Origin of the sequence: Proteus sp. LHD240705 (assembly GCF_047921555.1) — a bacterium.
GTDB lineage: Bacteria > Pseudomonadota > Gammaproteobacteria > Enterobacterales > Enterobacteriaceae > Proteus.
The window spans coordinates 1-18,946 of record NZ_JBLRMI010000008.1 but is presented as its reverse complement, the minus strand read 5'-3'; the positions used below and the strand labels follow the sequence as shown (position 1 = coordinate 18,946).

Genomic DNA, 18,946 nt, shown 5'->3' with positions numbered 1-18,946 from the left:
AGTAATAATAAAGCCCGTTTTGCGGGGGCAATAACGGGCTTAGGCAGAACAAGAGAAAGATTAGCGAGTCAGAATATTCACAAAAATCTGAGCACCCACTAATAAACAATCATCATCGACAAAATAAGGATTGGCGTGAAGGTAATTATTAATCCCTTTCGCTTGGTTACCACTTCCTAAGAAGAACATGGCACCGACCTTACCTTTTGTGGCGTTAACCATATAGCTAAAGTCTTCACTGCCTGTCATTGGCTTACCGTTTGATTCAATATTCTCTTCTGGTAAGAATTTACGCATCGCATCTAATAAACGCTGATGTGCAGTTGGATGATTCACAACAGCTGGGTATCCGCTATAGCTTAATGTGGTTTTAAATCCACCAGCCGTACTGCGGGCAACAATTTCGTCAAAGCTGGCTTTCAGTATTTGATCGGTATTTTCATCCATAGAACGGATAGTACCGCGCGCTTGTACGTGATCAGCTAATGCATTAGGGATTGTTCCCCCATTGATCATGCCACAACCAAATACCGCAGGGCTAAATGGATCTGTCTTTTTCGCAACAACATAATCCATATAGTCAATTAAGCGCGTTGCTTCACGAATGGCATCTAACCCTTTGTGTGGTGTTGAACCATGTGCAGAAACACCATAAACATCTAATGTCCATGCTGAACCATAAGACGACATCACACCATCATTAAAGCGAACACAACCTGTTTCGATAGCGGCATCATTATGAAGTGCGTATGTTTCATCAACGCCTTCCATACAACCCATTTCCACCATTTTTTCAGCGCCAGGTACACGCATATCTTCTTCCGCCATTTGGAAAATAAAGCGGACATTTGACGTCATCTCTTCTTTATTTTCGGCAAGATACTTAGCACTGGTTAATGCCATGGTCATATGGGTATCGTGGCCACAGTTATGTGCACAACCTTGGTGAACTGAACTGTGTTCATTATTGGTTAAGTCTGGCATTTCTAGTCCGTCCATATCAGCACGGATAGCAATTAATGGAAATTCAGAATTAACAATTAAGTCTGCTGTGAAACCAGTATATCCATCAAAAGTTTTAATTTTATAACCAAAACTTTCCATTAATTCACGACAGTATTTAGATGTTTTATATTCTTCACCTGATAGCTCAGGTATTTTGTGCAGGTCTTGTCGTGTTTTTTTACTAAAGTCATTTAATTGAAAGAGTTTTTCACTGACATTATAAATATTATTCATTAGATAACTCCCTGGATACTAAATCCAATTTGCGCGACGATTGATGCTCCAAAGAAACAACAAGTTGAAACAATCATGAAAATAAGAATAACTTTCCATGACATTTTCTTAAGTTCTTCTAATTGACCACCAACAGATAAACCCGCAAATGCTAATAAAGGAACACAACAAGATAAGAAAGAAACTTTACCAATAGAACTAATAAAGAAATCTCTTACCGGAGTTTCGGGTAAACAAATAAGGATCCCGATAATTGTTGCATAAGCAAATGTGGGTAAAGATGAAGGTAAATAATGTTTTGCAACGAGTGAAATAAATACCACTAATGACATAGCAATAAAGCTATCCCACATTGCATAAAGAGCGATCCCTGATGTTAATGTTTGAGTAAACATTGCCAGTAAAATAGCAACGAATACAAACTTCATATCAATAATTATATTTTTCATGCAGTTTTGCCTCTGGTGAAAATTTTATAAATTTTTTCTGAAAGAGGTAAACCTAAATAGGTTAATGACAGTGCGCCTAATGCGGAAGATAATAAATTAGATGCAGCGGCAACACTTAATACTTGCTGTGCTAATGCTTCATCAAGACCATTAATTAATGCACCTGATGCTGCACTTAACATTGAACCAGAACCCACACCAGAGCCTGCTGCAAGAGCAAGTGGATGTAATCCAGTTAGTGGAGCAATACTACCTAATACGCTAAACCATAAAGTACCGATAACAGAACCACATAAATAAATGGCTAATACACCAATATATTCTTGAGAGCCTGTACCAAATTTACCTTGGATAACAGCGATAGACGGTTCACGGCTAATAGATGAACAAGCACCAATTGCACGACGACCAAATCCAAATTTAATGGCTAATGGTACCGCAATTAATACTGGTAATAAGTTACCGAGTTCCTGAACAAATAAAGGAATACCGACACTTAAAATCATTTTAATATTAGGAACAATCATTCCCGCATATTGCGTACCTAAAATAAGTAGGCTGAAACCTACCATTTTACCGCAGAAGCCTTCTTCTTTTTCTGTGAATAATTTACCCCATACTTTAATTTTTTTACGGGTAAATCCAGCAGATATACACATACCAATAATTACAGCAAATAGCATTGGTAAAATAGGTATTACCGCAATGCCAATCTTAATTTCTTTTTTACCAATGACATATTGTGAAATAAAAATTAAGAAAAGGACTGCAAGAATACTAATAAAGAAAACCTTTATCGGACTTCTACTTTTGTCCATCCGTTAATCTCCGTTGAAAAATAATCAGGCTTTATTCTAGAGGACAAAAAGCAAAAGGTAGCGTGACCAATGTCATGTTTATTTCATACCTCTTTTTCATGGTGCATGAAATAATACAATGGTGATAAATTTATTAACAAATAGGAGAAAGTTAAATTTTTTAATAAAGACAGTGAGTAAGGCTGAAATGAGTCAGCTTAATTGTTAATAAAAATGTGAAGAGAAAAATCATAATTAAAAATAATTTTAATTATTAAAATAATACTATAAGAAAGTATTGTCTATAATTTAATAAAGAATAATATGTTATTAATGAGATGTATTCTTATTTGATGCGGTTATTATAAATTTAATGAATGTATTTGGAAGTGATATTTTATTTTTTGTATTTTTGAGGGCTGATTTTATCCCCACAGTGACATTATAGTGATTGGTGTTATTCTTTATATTTGAGTTAGTAAGATAATTTTCTCTGCAAGCTGATGAGGAAGAGAAACAGAATATGGGAAAGAGATAAGTGTAGCTCGCAGAGGCGTAATTCACCCAAAACTGAGGAAAGACATCACCATGAGTAAGCAAACAGTTGCAACTTATATTGCTAAAGTACTCCATAATGCAGGTGTGAAACGTATTTGGGGCGTGACAGGCGATTCTCTCAATGGATTAAGTGATAGCTTGCGAAAGATGGGAACGATTGAATGGATGGGAACCCGTCATGAAGAAGTCGCGGCTTTTGCCGCAGGAGCAGAAGCAGCAGTTAATGGTCAATTAGCGGTTTGCGCTGGCTCTTGTGGACCAGGAAATTTACATCTTATCAATGGGCTTTTTGATTGCCATCGTAATCATGTTCCAGTGTTAGCCATTGCTGCGCATATTCCTTCTGCTGAAATTGGTAGTAATTACTTTCAAGAAACACATCCTCAAGAACTTTTTCGCGAATGTAGCCATTATTGTGAATTAGTCTCAAACCCAGAGCAGATCCCTCAAGTGCTTGCCATTGCAATGCGAACCGCTATTTTGAAAAAAGGAGTCGCTGTTGTTGTTTTACCGGGAGATGTTGCACTAAAACCAGCCCCAGAAGATGCGCATGAAAACTGGTATCCGTTGCAATCTCCACTCATCATGCCAAATCGTTTCGAAATTGAAAAATTATCCGATGCGCTAAATAATGCAAAAAATATCACTTTAATGTGCGGTGCTGGATGTGCTCAAGCTCGCGACGAAGTGATTAAACTAGCTCAAACATTAAAAGCCCCTGTTGTACACGCATTGCGAGGGAAAGAGTACATTGAGTGGAAAAATCCCTATAGTGTAGGAATGACAGGATTAATTGGTTTTTCATCGGGTTATCATGCGATGGAAAATGCCGATACGTTAGTGTTGTTAGGTACGCAATTCCCTTATCGTGCATTTTATCCATCAAAAGCCAATATTATTCAAATTGATATTAATCCAAGTAGCCTTGGTTCGCATTGCCATGTCGATATGGCGATGATTGGCGATATTAAAGCCACACTCAATGCGATACAGCCTCGTTTAAAAGAGAAAACAGATACCACTCATCTTGATGCTTCATTGAAACATTATGCTAAAGCACGAGAAGATCTGGATGCACTTGCACAACCGAGTGAACGTGAGCTTATTCATCCACAATATCTGGCTCGTCGATTAAGTGAACTGGCAAATGATGATGCTATTTTTACTTGTGACGTAGGGACACCAACGGTATGGGCGGCACGTTATGTGGGTATGAATGGCAAACGTCGTTTACTGGGCTCGTTTAATCACGGCTCTATGGCAAATGCGATGGCTCAAGCCATTGGTGCACAGGCGTTAGATAGAAAGCGTCAAGTTGTGGCAATGTGTGGTGATGGTGGATTTACCATGCTAATGGGGGATTTTATCTCATTAGCTCAAATGAATTTGCCTGTAAAAGTGATTATTTTTAATAACAGTGTATTAGGTTTTGTCGCGATGGAGATGAAAGCGGGTGGCTATTTGACGGATGGTACGGATTTGCATAATCCAGATTTCGCGGCTATTGCTAATGCATCTGGTATCAAAGGCATTCGAGTAGAAAAAGGTGAAGATCTGGATAATGCACTGAAAGAAGCTTTTGAACATGATGGCCCTGTGATTGTGGATGTGGTAACCGCAAAACAAGAGCTTTCAATGCCCCCTGAAATTAAATTCGAACAGGCGAAAGGGTTTAGCTTGTATATGATGAAAGCGATTATTAATGGTCGCGGTGATGAGATTGTTCAACTCGCGAAAACTAATTGGTTACGCTAGTTATTAAGTCAGATTGAAGATAAATAACCCTATCAAAATAAATCGATAGGGTTATTTTATTATTATTGGGCTTTCTCTGTTAAACAGAAGTTTTCAATTAATTGCCCCATTAATTCACGCGTCGGCTCAATAAATGCCATATCAATAAATTCATCAGGTTGATGTGCTTGCTCAATAGAACCTGGGCCTAAAACTAAGGTAGGGCAGAGATCTTGAATAAACGGCGCTTCAGTACAGTAATTTACAGTTTGCGCTTTCTCACCCAATAGTTTTTCGATCACGGCAACCATTTTATGATCGGTTGGGCACTCATAACCCGGAATAGGATCGTGTAATGCCTCAACACTTAAACGACCCGGCCAACGTGCTTTGACTGGCGCTAATGTTTCGTGAAGTAAATCATCCAAGTCTTGCAGTGTTAATCCCGGTAATGGGCGAATATCCATATGTAATTCACAGCAAGCACAAATTCTATTTGCTGCATCACCGCCATTAATATAACCAAAGTTCATTGTTGGATAAGGGATAACAAACGCAGGGTTGTTATAGCGAGTTTTTAACGTATCGCGCAGTGTACTAAGGTGAGTAATAGACTCATGCATCAGTTCTATCGCGTTCACCCCTTTTTCTGGATCACTAGAGTGTCCTGATTGCCCAGTAATGCGTATTGCATTTGATAAATGCCCTTTATGAGCACGAATAGGTTTTAACGATGTAGGTTCGCCAATAATGGCAAAATCAGGGCGGATTGCTGTATTAGCAGCAAAATAACGCGCCCCTGCCATAGAGGTTTCTTCATCAGCGGTAGCAAGTATATAAAGTGGATGCGTTAGTGTTTTAGTATCCACGTCACGTAATGCGTCAAGAATAAAGGCAAAAAAGCCTTTCATATCCGCTGTACCTAAGCCGTATAACTTATTTTCTTTTTCTGTCAGCGTAAAAGGATCTTGCGTCCAACGGCCTTCATCAAACGGCACAGTGTCAGTATGACCACAGAGTAATAATCCGCCTTTCCCCGTCCCTAATGTTGCGAGAAGGTTAAATTTTCCTCGCGTTTCGGGTACAGGTTGAATTTCAATTGAAAAACCTAATGTTTCCAACCAATTAGCAAGCAGGTTAATCAATGCTTCGTTGCTTTGATCGTTTTTAGCATCTGTTGCACTGATAGAGGGAGTTGCAATTAATTGACGATAAATCTCAATAAATGTAGGTAATTTAATATTCACTGTTGACAGCCTTTCTTCATAATAGTATCAATATTCATGCACTTTTTTTGAATAAAAATACATTAATCGGTTTGTGTTCATAGTACAAGGTAAGAATGACATGTTAAATACTCTGATTGTAGGAGCAAGTGGTTACACTGGCGCTGAATTAGCCGCCTATCTTCAGCAGCATCCTCATGTGAATTTGAGCAGACTGATGGTATCAGCTCAAAGTGCAGATGCAGGAAAGTGCTTTTCTGAACTTCATCCACAATATCGTGGTTTAGTAGATCTCCCACTAGAGCCGATGGTTGATGTGGCTAAAGCCGTTGAAAATATTGATATCGTTTTTTTAGCAACAGCACATGAAGTCAGCCATGACATTGCCCCTATTTTTCTAGAGCAAGGTTGCGTGGTGTTCGACTTATCTGGCGCCTATCGAGTACAAAACAAGCATTTTTATCAACAATACTATGGATTCGAGCATAAGAATACTGATTGGTTATCACAGGCAGTTTATGGGTTAGCCGAATGGAATGCCGACATTATTAGTCAGGCTCAATTAATTGCAGTGCCGGGTTGTTATCCAACGGTGTCTCAGTTGTCTTTAAAACCGCTTGTGGAAGCGGGACTTTTAGATACAGCACAGTGGCCAGTGATTAATGCTACCAGCGGTGTGAGTGGTGCTGGTAGAAAAGCCTCTTTAACCAGTAGCTTTTGCGAAGTGAGCTTGCAACCTTATGGCGTGTTTACGCATCGCCATCAACCTGAAATTGCAACACATCTGGGTATTGATGTCATTTTTACACCTCATCTGGGTAATTTTGCCAGAGGGATCTTAGCCACTATCACCTGTAAGTTAAAAGTGGGTGTGACACAAGAGGATGTAAGACAAGTCTTTGAAGATGCTTATCAAGATAAACCATTAGTGCGTGTTTATGAAAAAGGGTTACCTGCATTAAAAGCCGTTGTAGGAACCGCATTCTGTGATATCGGATTTGCTCAACAAGGTGAACATCTGATTGTGGTCGGTGTTGAAGATAACTTGTTGAAAGGGGCTGCTGCACAAGCGGTGCAATGTATGAACATTCGGTTTGGTTTCGCTGAAACCGAATCACTTATTTAAATAATGAGTAGGGAAGTTTCATGGAACCATTAATTATCAAACTGGGTGGTGTGCTCCTTGATAATGAAGAAGCGTTAACGCGGTTTTTCACTGCATTACAACAGTATCGTTCAACACATTCTCGCCCCTTAGTCATCGTACATGGTGGTGGCTGTTTGGTGGATGAGTTGATGGGTAAATTGCAATTGCCTGTGGTGAAAAAGCAGGGGCTTCGTGTCACACCGGCTGATCAGATAGACATCATCACAGGGGCACTTGCCGGAAGTGCCAATAAAACCTTGTTATCGTGGGCAACTCAGTTTGGGCTTAATGGTGTGGGGCTTTCTTTGGGTGATGGACAATTAGCTAAAGTCACTCAAATCAATGAAGAGCTAGGCCATGTAGGAAATGCAAATCCCGGCTCTCCTGATTTACTCAATTTATTATTGGGTGCTGGCTATCTACCTATTATCAGTTCTATCGGTATGACTGAAAAAGGTGAACTGATGAATGTGAATGCTGACCAAGCGGCAACCGCTATCGCTGAAACGTTAGGTGCTGATTTAGTGTTGCTTTCAGATGTCAGTGGCATTTTAGATGGTAAAGGCCAGAAGATAGCCGAGATGTCAGCAGAAAAAGCACAGACATTAATCGACCAAGGCATTATCACTGACGGCATGATAGTGAAAGTAAACGCAGCATTGGAAGCGGCTAAAACGTTAGGACGACCAGTTGAAATTGCAAGTTGGCGCCATGCTGAAAAACTAACGGCTCTGTTTAATGGTGTTGCAGTCGGAACCCGTATTTTAGCTTAAAAATCTTTCTAGAAACCTTATCGCTATTTGATAGTTGGCAGAATTTAAACAAATTAGGAATTGAAGGTTATCACTATGACTAAAGGTATAAAAAAAATCGTACTGGCGTACTCTGGCGGATTGGATACTTCGGCAATCATTCCTTGGCTAAAAGAACATTATGATAACTGTGAAGTTGTCGCTTTTGTCGCGGATGTGGGTCAAAGTCGTGATGATTTAGTGGGTGTGGAACAAAAGGCCTTAGCATCAGGTGCTTCTGAGTGTCATATTGTCGATTTACGCGAAGAATTTATCAAAGACTATGTTTACCCAGTATTAAAAACGGGCGCGTTATATGAAGGTAGCTACTTATTAGGTACTTCAATGGCTCGTCCTGTTATCGCTAAAGCGCAAGTTGAACTAGCCTTAAAACTCGGTGCCGATGCAGTCGCTCATGGTGCAACAGGTAAAGGTAACGATCAGGTTCGTTTCGAAAGTACTTATGCGGCACTTGCTCCACAACTTAAAGTGGTCGCGCCTTGGAGAGAGTGGGATTTACGTTCTCGTGAAGCATTACTGGATTATCTGAAAGTTCGTAATATCCCAACCACAGCAACGCTTGAGAAAATTTATAGCCGTGACGAAAACGCATGGCATATCTCAACAGAAGGTGGTGTATTAGAAAGTCCGTGGAATGCCTCAAACGAAGACTGTTGGGCATGGACGGTTGATCCGAAGAAAGCACCAGAAACACCAGAACTCGTTACTGTCACCGTAAAAGCGGGGGAAGTCGTTGCCGTAAATGGTAAAACACAATCACCTTTTGAATGTTTAGATACCTTAAATGCATTAGGCGTTAAACATGGTATCGGTCGTATTGATATTGTTGAAAACCGTTTAGTGGGAATGAAATCTCGTGGCTGCTATGAAACTCCGGGGGGCACTATCATGATGGCGGCTCTGCGTGGTGTTGAGCAACTTGTACTCGATAGAGATGCTTTTAAATGGCGTCAACAGCTGGGCTTAGAGATGTCTTATGTGGCTTATGATGGTCGTTGGTTCACGCCAATTCGCGCTTCACTGCAAGCGGCGGCAGAGTCACTGGCAAAAGATGTGAATGGTGAAGTGGTATTAGAGCTGTATAAAGGTCATGTTAATGCTATTCAGAAGAAATCAGATAACAGTCTGTATTCTGAAGAGTTTGCAACCTTTGGTGAAGATGAAGTTTACGATCACAGCCATGCTGAAGGGTTTATCCGTTTATATTCCTTACCATCACGTATCCGTGCATTGAGTAAGAAATAAGGTTAAACAATAGAGTGATGCTATATATCTATATAAGGCATCACTCTCACTCTTTTATTACACAGAATAAATACAGGAAGCGATTATGGCACTCTGGGGTGGACGTTTTAGTCAGGAAGCTGATCAACGGTTTAAACAATTCAATGATTCACTGCGGTTTGATTTTCGACTGGCACAACAGGATATCTTTGGCTCAGTAGCTTGGTCTAAAGCGTTAGTCACAGTTGGCGTATTGTCGCAAGATGAACAAGCTCAACTTGAGCAAGCTTTAAATGAATTATCAGAAGAAGTAACAGCAAACCCGCAGTCTATTTTGCAGAGTGATGCAGAAGATATTCATAGCTGGGTTGAAAGTAAGCTTATTGCCAAAGTGGGTGATTTAGGTAAAAAATTACATACGGGTCGTAGCCGTAATGATCAGGTCGCAACAGACTTAAAATTATGGTGTAAAGAAGAAGTTATTCATCTTCGCCAAGCAATTGTTGAGCTACAAAAAGCCTTAGTTATCACCGCAGAACAAAATCAAAATGCAGTGATGCCGGGTTACACCCATTTACAGCGCGCTCAGCCTGTCACTTTTGCACATTGGTGTTTAGCATACAATGAAATGCTAGCCAGAGATGAAAGCCGCCTAGCAGATGCATTAAAACGTTTGGATGTCAGCCCGTTGGGATGTGGTGCGCTGGCAGGTACGGCTTATGATATCGATCGTGAACAATTAGCCGAATGGCTGGGGTTTGCGAGTGCAACCAATAATAGTTTAGATAGCGTATCCGATCGTGATCATGTCTTAGAATTATTATCCTCTGCGGCTATTGGTATGGTTCACTTATCTCGTTTTGCAGAAGATCTTATTTTCTTTAATAGTGGCGAAGCGGGTTTTATTGAATTATCAGACAAGGTAACTTCTGGCTCATCATTAATGCCACAAAAGAAAAACCCAGATGCACTTGAGCTTATCCGTGGAAAATGTGGACGAGTGCAAGGTGCGTTAACGGGCATGATGATGACCTTAAAAGGTCTGCCTCTTGCTTACAATAAAGATATGCAAGAAGACAAAGAAGGGCTATTTGACGCTATCGATACATGGTCTGATTGTTTGCATATGGCAACGCTTGTTCTTGATGGGATCCAAATCCGTCGCCCTCGTTGTGAAGAAGCCGCGAAGCAAGGTTATGCTAATGCCACTGAATTGGCCGATTATCTTGTTGCGAAAGGTGTGCCATTTCGTGAAGCTCACCATATTGTAGGTGAAGTGGTGGTTTGCGCCATTGAGCAAGGTAAAGCGATTGAAGAGCTCCCTCTTTCTGAATTACAGATGTTTAATAGTAAAATTATGATTGATGTGTACGATATTTTATCGCTTCAATCTTGTTTAGATAAACGTCTTGCAAAAGGGGGCGTTTCTCAAAAACAGGTCGCTTATGCGATAGTAAAAGCCAAAGAAGTCTTAAATATGGATAAATAAGCAAAGCGTTTACCTAAGACAACTTACTGTTATTCAAAAAGAACAGGGTGGATCTCACTCTGTTCTTTTATTTTAAATTGCCGATAATATCGAAAAAGAGAGGCAGAATAACATTCGACTGATAGAAAAATTTATCAGTTACTATATTATCTATAGACATTAACTATCAGCAATAAATGTGGGATCTGCAATGAATATCCGTGACTTGGAATATCTGGTGGCTCTAGCTGAGCATAAACATTTTCGTCGTGCGGCAGATTCTTGCCATGTGAGTCAGCCAACATTAAGTGGTCAAATTCGTAAACTTGAAGATGAACTTGGTGTGATGTTGCTTGAAAGAACTAGCCGTAAGGTTCTGTTTACTCAACAAGGTTTGTTGCTGGTGGATCAAGCGAAAACCGTTTTACGTGAAGTCAAAGTGCTACAAGAAATGGCTTCATTGCAAGGCGAAAGTATGGCAGGGCCTTTACATATTGGGCTTATCCCTACTGTTGGCCCTTATTTATTGCCTCATATCATTCCTGAATTACATAAAAACTACCCTAAGTTAGAGATGTATATTCATGAAGCACAAACTCATAGCTTATTAGCTCAATTAGATAGCGGAAAACTCGATTGTGCTATTTTAGCAATGGTAAAAGAGAGTGCGCCGTTTATTGAAGTGCCCCTATTTGAAGAGCCAATGAAATTAGCAATTTATGAAGGACACCCGTGGAATGAGCGTGGATCTGTGCCGATGGGCGACTTAGCGGGTCAACGCTTATTAATGTTAGAAGATGGGCACTGTTTACGCGATCAAGCGTTAGGGTTCTGCTTCCAAGCAGGTGCAAAAGAAGATACTCATTTTAGAGCAACGAGTTTAGAGACTCTGCGTAATATGGTCGCTGCTGGTAGTGGAATAACCTTATTACCTGATTTATCGGTACCTCAAGAACAAAAACGTGATGGGGTTTGTTATCTAGAATGTACTGATCCCAATCCATCACGTTCTATTATTTTGGTTTATCGTCCCGGATCGCCTTTGCGTAATCGTTATGAACAGTTAGCAGAGACAATCCGTGAACATATGACCGCATTTTATGCAGAAAAACAGAGTGCATTAAAATAAGCGGTTTAAACCATTAAGTGCGGCAACACGATAGGCTTCTGCCATTGTTGGATAGTTGAAGGTAGTATTAACGAAATACTCGATAGTATTGCCTTCACCTTTTTGCTCCATAATCGCTTGACCGATATGAATAATTTCAGCAGCACGCTCACCGAAGCAGTGAATACCTAAAATTTGCTTGGTTTCACGGTGGAAGAGAATTTTCAAACTCCCTACATTCATACCTGCAATTTGTGCTCTTGCCAGATGTTTAAATTGAGAACGTCCCACCTCATAAGGAATTTTCATTGCAGTGAGTTGTTGCTCTGTTTTACCAACAGAACTAATTTCAGGAATGGTATAGATCCCAGTTGGAATATCTTCGATTAAATGTGTTTCTGATTTTCCAGTGGTAATTGCCAAAGCAGCAATTCGACCTTGATCATAGGCGGCAGAAGCTAGACTTGGATAACCAATTACATCACCGACGGCATAAATATGTTCACAACTGGTTTGGTAATGAGCATTAACAGAAACTTGTCCACGACTATCTGTTTTAATACCCACGTTTTCTAAGCCCAGTGTGTCAGTATTTCCTGTTCGACCATTCGCATAAAGTAGGCAATCTGCTTTGACTTTTTTACCTGATTTTAGATGAACAATAACACCATCATCGACACCTTCAATGCTTTCATATTCTTCATTATGACGAATAACAATACCGTTATTCCAGAAGTGATAAGAAAGTGCATCAGACATCTCTTGATCAAGGAAAGACAATAGGTGATCACGAGTATTAATTAGGTCTACTTTTACTCTTAATCCTCTAAAAATAGAGGCATATTCACAACCAATGACACCAGCACCATAAATAATGACATGGTGAGGCTCATGCTCTAAATCGAGAATAGTGTCACTGTTATAAATACGAGAATGAGAGAAATCGACATCTGGCGGGCAATAAGGACGTGAGCCTGTTGCAATAATAAAACTATCAGCTGAAAGAATATCGCACGTACCATCAGGATAACGCACGCTGATCCTGTGCTCGTCAATAAATGCAGCTTCACCCGAATACATCGTACAATTATTACGCTCGTAAAAACCTTGACGCATTTTAGTCTGCTGACTAATTACGGTACTGGCTTGACGAAGTATTTGAGAGAAAGAGGAGTTAATAAGGCGAGATTGGTCACTGTAAAGCGGATTTTGATTAAATTCTATGATACGACTTACTGCGTGACGTAGGGCTTTTGAAGGAATGGTTCCCCAGTGAGTACAGCCCCCACCGACTTTGTTATAACGTTCTATAACTGCGACGCGCTTTCCTTGTTTAACAAGCCCCATGGCCGCGCCTTCACCACCAGGACCTGAACCGATCACAATTGCATCGAAATGAGAATGTTGCATAGGAAAAGACCTGTTTTATACAAACCGACAACGCTATATTAACATTAGAATGAATAATAGCCCAACTGACATTAAGGGCATTAGTCACACTTTGTTGAGTTTTTATGAGAATGTGTCTTGAGAGATGATTGTACGCACTGCTTTTTTAACAAAGTTTGATATATTGGGTATAAACCAAATTAGGATTATCAGGATTTCTGTGAGTAATAATATTGGCATCAGAGCTAAACAAAAAGAAAAAACCCGTCGCTCTTTAATTGAAGCTGCTTTTAGCCAACTCAGTGCCGAGCGTAGCTTTACAAGTCTAAGTTTACGAGAAGTGGCTAGAGAAGCTGGTATTGCACCCACCTCATTTTATCGTCATTTTAAAGATGTGGATGAACTTGGGCTCACCATGGTTGATGAAAGTGGATTGATGTTACGTCAACTAATGCGCCAAGCACGTCAACGCATTGCGAAAGGTGGCAGTGTTATCAGAACATCAGTAGCAACTTTTATGGAATTCATTGGTAATAATCCTAATGCGTTTCGATTATTACTTCGTGAACGTTCTGGGACTTCAGCTGAGTTTCGTGCGGCTGTCGCACGAGAGATCCAACATTTTATTGCAGAACTGGCAGACTATCTTGAGCAAGAAAGCCATATGCCACGTTATTTTACAGAAATGCAATCTGAAGCAATGGTCACTATTGTATTTAGTGCAGGCGCAGAAGCACTGGATATCGATATTGAAAAGCGTCAACAATTAGAAGAAAGATTAGTTATACAACTGCGAATGATTGCTAAAGGTGCCTATTATTGGTATCGACGTGAGCAAGAAACGCAAATACCTCTACAAGATAACCCAGAGATAAAGAAAAAAACGCATCAGAAAGGAGACAAATGATGGAACAAAATCGCTGTGAAAAAAGCACGCTATTACTTGCCACAGTCATTGGTGTCGCTTTACATGGTACTTATTCAAGCCTTTTTAACCCGTTTATTGAGACGTGGTCAGTTTTCCCACTCATCAGCTTAATTTTGGCAGTTTACTGTTTATATCAGCGCTACTTAAATCAACCCATGACCGATGGTATGCCTAAGCTGATTTTTTCATTCTTTTTATTAGGCTTATTCGGTTATAACGCTTACACCAGAACCGTTAACCCTGAATGGGGTTCAAATTTCTTCTCTTCAGTTTGTATCGTTATCGTTGCATTGTGGATTTATCGTCAATTCAAACAGCGTCAACGCTTACGTATACAGGCAGAAGAAGCTGAAAAAGCATCACGAGCAGAACAGTACTAGCCTGTACTCCTCTCTTTGTTGTAAACACAGCGAAATTTTGACACCAGCAAGCTATCTTGCTGGTGTTTTTGTTTTTATTGGCGTTATTGAAAGATTTTCTATTCTAACGTGAGAAATAAGCTGTTATCTTTTTTCTAATAATACGCCACATTCCATATGGTGGGTGTAGGGGAATTGGTCGAATAATGCTAATTTACTGATTTTATGTGTTTTAATTAGAGTTTCTAGATTTTCGCACAGTGTTTCTGGATTACAAGAAATGTATAAAATGCTAGGGTAAGTTTTAACCAATTCTACAGTTTTCTCATCTAAACCACTACGAGGAGGGTCAACAAAAATGGTTTCACATTGGTAATCTTTTAAATTAATCCCTTCTAAGCGTTTAAATTCTCTTACACCATTCATTGCTTGCGTAAAATCTTCTGCGGACATGCGAATAATTTTCACATTATCAATGTGATTCATTGCAATATTGTATTGGGCTGCATGAACAGACGGTTTTGCAATTTCTGTTGCCAGTACTCGCTCAAAATTACGTGCAAGCGCTAATGAAAAGTTACCGTTGCCGCAATACAGTTCAAGCAGATCGCCTTTTGCATTTTCTGTTGCTTTTAATGCCCATTCCAACATTTTAATATTGACCTGTGCATTAGGTTGCGTGAAGCTATTTTCAACTTGGCGATAAATCATCTCTTTACCTGCCACTGGTAACACTTCATCAATAAAATCATTATCGAGCATAATTTTTGTTTTATAAGCTCGACCAATTAATTGAACATCAAAGCCTTGAGCAATTAATGATTGGCGTAATGCTATTGCTTCTTGCTGCCAAGTTTCATCAATTTTCTTGTGATAAAGCAGGGAAACAATAATTTTATTACTCAACGTAGAAAGATAATCAATCTGAAACAGTTTCTTTCTGAGTGTTGGTTTATCTTTTATTTCTGCCAACAAGGCAACCATCATTTTATTAATAAGCTGGCTGGCAACCGGAAATTGGTCAACACGAATACGCTGCTTAGTCTCTTGGTCAAACATAATATGATAGAGAGAATCTTCTTCATGCCAGATACGGAATTCCGCACGCATACGATAATACTGTTCTGGTGATGAAAAAACCTCTGCTTCAGGCGCATTAAAAGGAGCCATCATTGTTTGTAGACGTTGTGTTTTTTCATTCAGTTGAGACTGATATGTTTGCGTTGGTAATGAATTCTGCATGGTATCTCGCCTTTTTTTGGCAGTAATAAAGTTAAGCGAGCGAAATTGTAGAGATCCTCATGAAGATGTCCAGTATTCTTCATGTTCAATTTCTGGACTCAGTGGATTTGAAATCGTAGCATAGTTATTCGGTCTCCTAATAGGAGTTAAAAGGGAATCTGGTGCAAAGCCAGAACTGACGCGCAGCGGTAATAGGATCAAGGATAATAAAAGACACTGCAAAGCACTTATATAAGTGCAGTGGGAAGTCATTATCTTAAAGATATAAATTTGTTTCTTTAACCTAAAGTCCGAAGACCTGCCGAAGACCTGTCGCATCTTAAATTAAATACGCGTTTTATTTAATTTTGGCGGCATCCTGCTACTTATTCTGTTGGATGCAGATTTTCATGAATAATAAAAAAGTTTTTTTCATTTCCAGTGTGGCTTTGAGTGTTATGGCGGGCAGTTTTGGTGCGTTTGCAAATAACAGTGATACGTTAAGCGTGACAGCAAACCGCTTTCAAGAGCCTAACTCTTCTATTTTAGCGCCGATAACAGTTGTTGAACGTGAACAAATCGAACGTTGGCAGAGTAATAGTGTTATTGATGTATTACGCAGAATGCCAGGGATTGATGTGGGGCAAAACGGTGGAATAGGGCAGATGAGCTCTATTTATGTACGTGGAGCTGAATCTCGTCATGTTCTTATTTTAGTGGATGGTGTGCGTTTAAATCAGGCGAATGTGTCTGGTAGTTCTGATATCAGCCAAATTCCTCTTTCTCTTGTTCAACGTATTGAATATATAAGAGGGCCTCGTTCTTCTGTTTATGGTTCTGATGCGATTGGTGGCGTGATTAATATCCTCACAGAAAGAAAAACGGAAGGAGGAACACTTAATGCCACAATGGGTTCTCATGGTTATCAAGAATATGATGGCTCGATAAAACAAAAAGTCGGTGATAAAACCACATTAACAGCCGCTGGCAGTTATCTCTATACCAAAGGTTATGATGTAGAAGCGAATGGAAATACTGGTGGACATCCACAACCCGATCGTGATGGCTTTATGAACAAGTCATTATGGCTAGGGGTTAATCACGATATTAACGATGATGTTTCTTTATATGCACGCGCTTATGGTTTTGATAATCGCACGGCTTATGATGCTTATTATGACAGTTATAACGATATGTTAACGGATACAAGAGCATTATTTAGTCGTACTTATGATGGTGGTGTGAAATTTAATCGTGATAACTACTCTTCTTCTTTAAATACCAGCTATAACTACACCAAAGATTATGACTATGATCCTCGTTATGGTCGCTATGGTAAAGGAAGCCGTTTTACCAACTCTGAACAATATAATGTGCAGTGGGGAAATCACCTTTTATTAGGGAATGGCAGTATCGGTGGTGGTGTCGATTGGCAACGTCAATCTATTAAAGCTGGCTCTAGTGGATTTCCTAATAAAGAACACTTCGACAATACAGGTTTGTATCTAACTGGACAGCAAAAGTTAGGCGATATTATTGCTGAAGCATCAGTACGCTCGGACAAACACTCTGAATATGGCTGGCATACGACTTGGCAAACTAACCTAGGTTGGGAATTTGTTGAGGGTTATCGTGTGATTGGTGGTTATGGTACGGCATTTAAAGCACCGACACTGATGCAACTTTATAGTGAGTGGGGAAGTAATCCAGACTTACAACCCGAAAAGAGTAAACAGTGGGAAGGGGGCTTTGAAGGATTAACGGGGCCTTTAGCGTGGCGATTAACTGCGTATCGTAATGATGTAAATTCTTTGATCCAAGGTGAATCGAGTTATCCATACCGTAACTACAATGTTGGTAAGGCCTTAATTAAAGGTGTGGAATTTACGGGTGAAATGGATACGTGGATTTTTCATCACACCTTTAACCTTCAATATATAGATGCAAGAAATAAAGAAACGCATCAACGTCTTGATCGTCGCGCTCGTCAACAACTGAAATATCAGCTTGATTGGCAAGTCGAGAAACTCGATATGGGGGTGACTTACCAATATATCGGTCAACGGACAGATAAAGATTATGGGACTTATGAGAATGTTTCTTTAGGTGGTGTGAGTATTTGGGATTTAACTGCTTCATATCCTATTACATCACATCTCTCAATTCGTGGTAGAATAGCCAACCTGTTTGATAAAGATTATGAGACAGCTTATGGCTATCGCACGCCAGGACGTGAATACTTCCTCACAGGAAGCTACAACTTCTGATGCACAACTTACCGCTAACCCTACTGTATTGGTTTTTGATTCAGGGGTTGGCGGTTTATCTGTTTATCGTGAGATCCGTGAAAAATTACCGGATGCTCACTATATCTATGTTTTCGATAATGAAGCTTTCCCCTATGGTGAGAAATCACAAGACTTCATTATTGACCGTGTTGTTCGAATAGTTAGCGCGGTTGCTGAAAAACATGATCTCGCGACCATCGTTATTGCTTGTAATACAGCAAGCACAGTGAGCCTCCCTGCTTTACGTGCCAAGTTTACTGATATTCCTATTGTGGGCGTTGTACCTGCTATTAAACCAGCAGCTAAATTAACATGTAATGGAGTAGTTGGATTATTAGCAACAAGAGCAACAGTTAAACGTCCTTATACCCATGAACTTATTGAACGCTTTGCGACTGATTGCAAAGTTCACTCTTTAGGTTCGGCAGAGCTGGTGGAATTGGCTGAGAGAAAACTTCATGGTGAAGCCGTGTCTTTAGACGAGCTACGTAAAATCCTTACACCTTGGCTAAAAATGAAAGAGCCACCGGATACTGTGGTATTAGGTTGTACTCATTTCCCTTTATTAGCTGATGAACTTCTTTCTGTTTTACCTGATGGTACCCGAATTATCGATTCTGGCGCTGCAATTGCACGAAGAACTGCGTGGTTAGTCGTAAATCAAGCGAAAATAAAGGGTTCAAATGAAATTAACTTCGCTTATTGCTTAAAAGAAGATGAGAATAGCGAATTATTAAAACCTGTTTTAGCGGGTTTTGGTTTTGAATCGCTTAGAAAACTGGCGCTTTAAGTGCAATTTGATTGAAAATTCAACGGTCAGTAAAAAAACTCAAAAAAAGTGTTGCCAGCTTCACAAAACTCCCTATAATGCGCCCTCGTTGTCACGGCAAACCACGCTAAGTGAGTTAGCCGAGAGAACGAAGAAAAAAAGTGAAAAGCCTTGAAAATAAACGCTTGACACTGAATGAGGAAGATGTAGAATGCACCTCCTCGCAACAG

At 39.8% G+C, this 18,946-nt stretch carries 16 protein-coding genes and 1 riboswitch; of the genes, 10 read left to right on the top strand and 6 right to left on the bottom strand.

Annotated features, from left to right (window positions below):
• Positions 1-60 precede the first annotated feature (60 nt).
• Genes ACNART_RS14405 through ACNART_RS14395 form a run of 3 tightly spaced genes read right to left on the bottom strand, consistent with a single transcriptional unit; the run spans position 61 to position 2,506 of the window.
• On the bottom strand, positions 61-1,239 hold the full coding sequence (locus ACNART_RS14405; RefSeq protein ID WP_109373425.1) for a M20 metallopeptidase family protein: 1,179 nt from the start codon (positions 1,237-1,239) through the stop codon (positions 61-63).
• On the bottom strand, positions 1,239-1,688 hold the full coding sequence (locus tag ACNART_RS14400) for a hypothetical protein (protein WP_109373426.1): 450 nt from the start codon (positions 1,686-1,688) through the stop codon (positions 1,239-1,241). Before ACNART_RS14400 ends, ACNART_RS14405 begins: the two co-directional genes overlap by 1 nt.
• Entirely contained in the window at positions 1,685-2,506 is an 822-nt protein-coding gene (locus ACNART_RS14395; protein WP_023583450.1) for a DUF3100 domain-containing protein, read from the bottom strand. Before ACNART_RS14395 ends, ACNART_RS14400 begins: the two co-directional genes overlap by 4 nt.
• Before the next feature lie 567 nt (positions 2,507-3,073).
• Between ACNART_RS14395 and poxB the strand changes: the two genes are divergently transcribed.
• On the top strand, positions 3,074-4,798 hold the full coding sequence (gene poxB / locus ACNART_RS14390; RefSeq protein WP_198620354.1) for a ubiquinone-dependent pyruvate dehydrogenase: 1,725 nt from the start codon (positions 3,074-3,076) through the stop codon (positions 4,796-4,798).
• Between the two features lie 62 nt (positions 4,799-4,860).
• On the opposite strand, the gene argE is transcribed toward poxB, so the two are convergent.
• Positions 4,861-6,024, bottom strand: coding sequence for an acetylornithine deacetylase (argE, locus tag ACNART_RS14385; protein ID WP_165121916.1), 1,164 nt, complete (start codon positions 6,022-6,024; stop codon positions 4,861-4,863).
• A gap of 100 nt (positions 6,025-6,124) precedes the next feature.
• On the opposite strand from argE, the gene argC reads away from it, so the two are divergent.
• The 5 genes from argC (at position 6,125) to oxyR (ending at position 11,783) form a co-directional block, all read left to right on the top strand.
• A complete protein-coding gene (argC, locus tag ACNART_RS14380; protein ID WP_198620356.1) occupies positions 6,125-7,129 on the top strand; it encodes an N-acetyl-gamma-glutamyl-phosphate reductase in 1,005 nt (334 codons plus the stop codon).
• A 20-nt stretch (positions 7,130-7,149) separates the two neighbouring features.
• Positions 7,150-7,923, top strand: coding sequence for an acetylglutamate kinase (gene argB / locus ACNART_RS14375; protein ID WP_198620357.1), 774 nt, complete (start codon positions 7,150-7,152; stop codon positions 7,921-7,923).
• A gap of 75 nt (positions 7,924-7,998) precedes the next feature.
• Complete coding sequence (locus ACNART_RS14370; RefSeq protein ID WP_198620358.1) at positions 7,999-9,207, top strand: argininosuccinate synthase; 1,209 nt, start codon at positions 7,999-8,001, stop codon at positions 9,205-9,207.
• 85 nt (positions 9,208-9,292) lie between these two features.
• A complete protein-coding gene (argH, locus tag ACNART_RS14365) occupies positions 9,293-10,675 on the top strand; it encodes an argininosuccinate lyase (protein ID WP_368927734.1) in 1,383 nt (460 codons plus the stop codon).
• Positions 10,676-10,865: 190 nt separating this feature from the next.
• Positions 10,866-11,783, top strand: coding sequence for a DNA-binding transcriptional regulator OxyR (oxyR, locus tag ACNART_RS14360; RefSeq protein ID WP_368927732.1), 918 nt, complete (start codon positions 10,866-10,868; stop codon positions 11,781-11,783).
• Here oxyR and sthA read toward each other — a convergent pair.
• Positions 11,775-13,172: a Si-specific NAD(P)(+) transhydrogenase gene (gene sthA, locus ACNART_RS14355; protein ID WP_109373435.1), complete on the bottom strand. Its 1,398-nt coding sequence runs from the start codon at positions 13,170-13,172 to the stop codon at positions 11,775-11,777. The genes oxyR and sthA overlap by 9 nt on opposite strands.
• A 199-nt stretch (positions 13,173-13,371) precedes the next feature.
• On the opposite strand from sthA, the gene fabR reads away from it, so the two are divergent.
• The gene (gene fabR, locus ACNART_RS14350) at positions 13,372-14,058 is read left to right on the top strand and encodes an HTH-type transcriptional repressor FabR (protein ID WP_069366914.1); all 687 of its coding nucleotides are present in this window, start codon (positions 13,372-13,374) and stop codon (positions 14,056-14,058) included.
• Positions 14,058-14,459 carry a YijD family membrane protein gene (locus tag ACNART_RS14345; protein ID WP_198632504.1) on the top strand — a complete coding sequence of 134 codons (402 nt, stop codon included), beginning with the start codon at positions 14,058-14,060 and terminating at the stop codon, positions 14,457-14,459. Before fabR ends, ACNART_RS14345 begins: the two co-directional genes overlap by 1 nt.
• Positions 14,460-14,582: 123 nt before the next feature.
• On the opposite strand, the gene trmA is transcribed toward ACNART_RS14345, so the two are convergent.
• Positions 14,583-15,680, bottom strand: coding sequence for a tRNA (uridine(54)-C5)-methyltransferase TrmA (gene trmA / locus ACNART_RS14340; RefSeq protein WP_198632503.1), 1,098 nt, complete (start codon positions 15,678-15,680; stop codon positions 14,583-14,585).
• 112 nt (positions 15,681-15,792) lie between these two features.
• Positions 15,793-16,001: riboswitch (cobalamin riboswitch) on the top strand.
• 68 nt (positions 16,002-16,069) lie between these two features.
• On the opposite strand from trmA, the gene btuB reads away from it, so the two are divergent.
• Positions 16,070-17,926 (top strand): TonB-dependent vitamin B12 receptor BtuB, encoded by a 1,857-nt coding sequence (gene btuB / locus ACNART_RS14335; protein ID WP_109373438.1) that lies wholly within the window; start codon positions 16,070-16,072, stop codon positions 17,924-17,926.
• Positions 17,871-18,737 (top strand): glutamate racemase, encoded by an 867-nt coding sequence (gene murI, locus ACNART_RS14330; protein ID WP_109373439.1) that lies wholly within the window; start codon positions 17,871-17,873, stop codon positions 18,735-18,737. Before btuB ends, murI begins: the two co-directional genes overlap by 56 nt.
• Positions 18,738-18,946: the final 209 nt, after the last annotated feature.

Excerpts from the sequence above, each read along its gene's own strand:
- murI (WP_109373439.1), top strand. The coding sequence starts at position 17,871 with ATGGCTATCGCACGCCAGGACGTGAATACTTCCTCACAGGAAGCTACA.
- argB (WP_198620357.1), top strand. The coding sequence starts at position 7,150 with ATGGAACCATTAATTATCAAACTGGGTGGTGTGCTCCTTGATAATGAA.
- sthA (WP_109373435.1), bottom strand. The coding sequence starts at position 13,172 with ATGCAACATTCTCATTTCGATGCAATTGTGATCGGTTCAGGTCCTGGT.
- ACNART_RS14345 (WP_198632504.1), top strand. The coding sequence starts at position 14,058 with ATGGAACAAAATCGCTGTGAAAAAAGCACGCTATTACTTGCCACAGTC.
- poxB (WP_198620354.1), top strand. The coding sequence starts at position 3,074 with ATGAGTAAGCAAACAGTTGCAACTTATATTGCTAAAGTACTCCATAAT.
- argC (WP_198620356.1), top strand. The coding sequence starts at position 6,125 with ATGTTAAATACTCTGATTGTAGGAGCAAGTGGTTACACTGGCGCTGAA.
- oxyR (WP_368927732.1), top strand. The coding sequence starts at position 10,866 with ATGAATATCCGTGACTTGGAATATCTGGTGGCTCTAGCTGAGCATAAA.
- ACNART_RS14405 (WP_109373425.1), bottom strand. The coding sequence starts at position 1,239 with ATGAATAATATTTATAATGTCAGTGAAAAACTCTTTCAATTAAATGAC.
- ACNART_RS14370 (WP_198620358.1), top strand. The coding sequence starts at position 7,999 with ATGACTAAAGGTATAAAAAAAATCGTACTGGCGTACTCTGGCGGATTG.
- trmA (WP_198632503.1), bottom strand. The coding sequence starts at position 15,680 with ATGCAGAATTCATTACCAACGCAAACATATCAGTCTCAACTGAATGAA.
- btuB (WP_109373438.1), top strand. The coding sequence starts at position 16,070 with ATGAATAATAAAAAAGTTTTTTTCATTTCCAGTGTGGCTTTGAGTGTT.
- ACNART_RS14395 (WP_023583450.1), bottom strand. The coding sequence starts at position 2,506 with ATGGACAAAAGTAGAAGTCCGATAAAGGTTTTCTTTATTAGTATTCTT.
- argH (WP_368927734.1), top strand. The coding sequence starts at position 9,293 with ATGGCACTCTGGGGTGGACGTTTTAGTCAGGAAGCTGATCAACGGTTT.
- ACNART_RS14400 (WP_109373426.1), bottom strand. The coding sequence starts at position 1,688 with ATGAAAAATATAATTATTGATATGAAGTTTGTATTCGTTGCTATTTTA.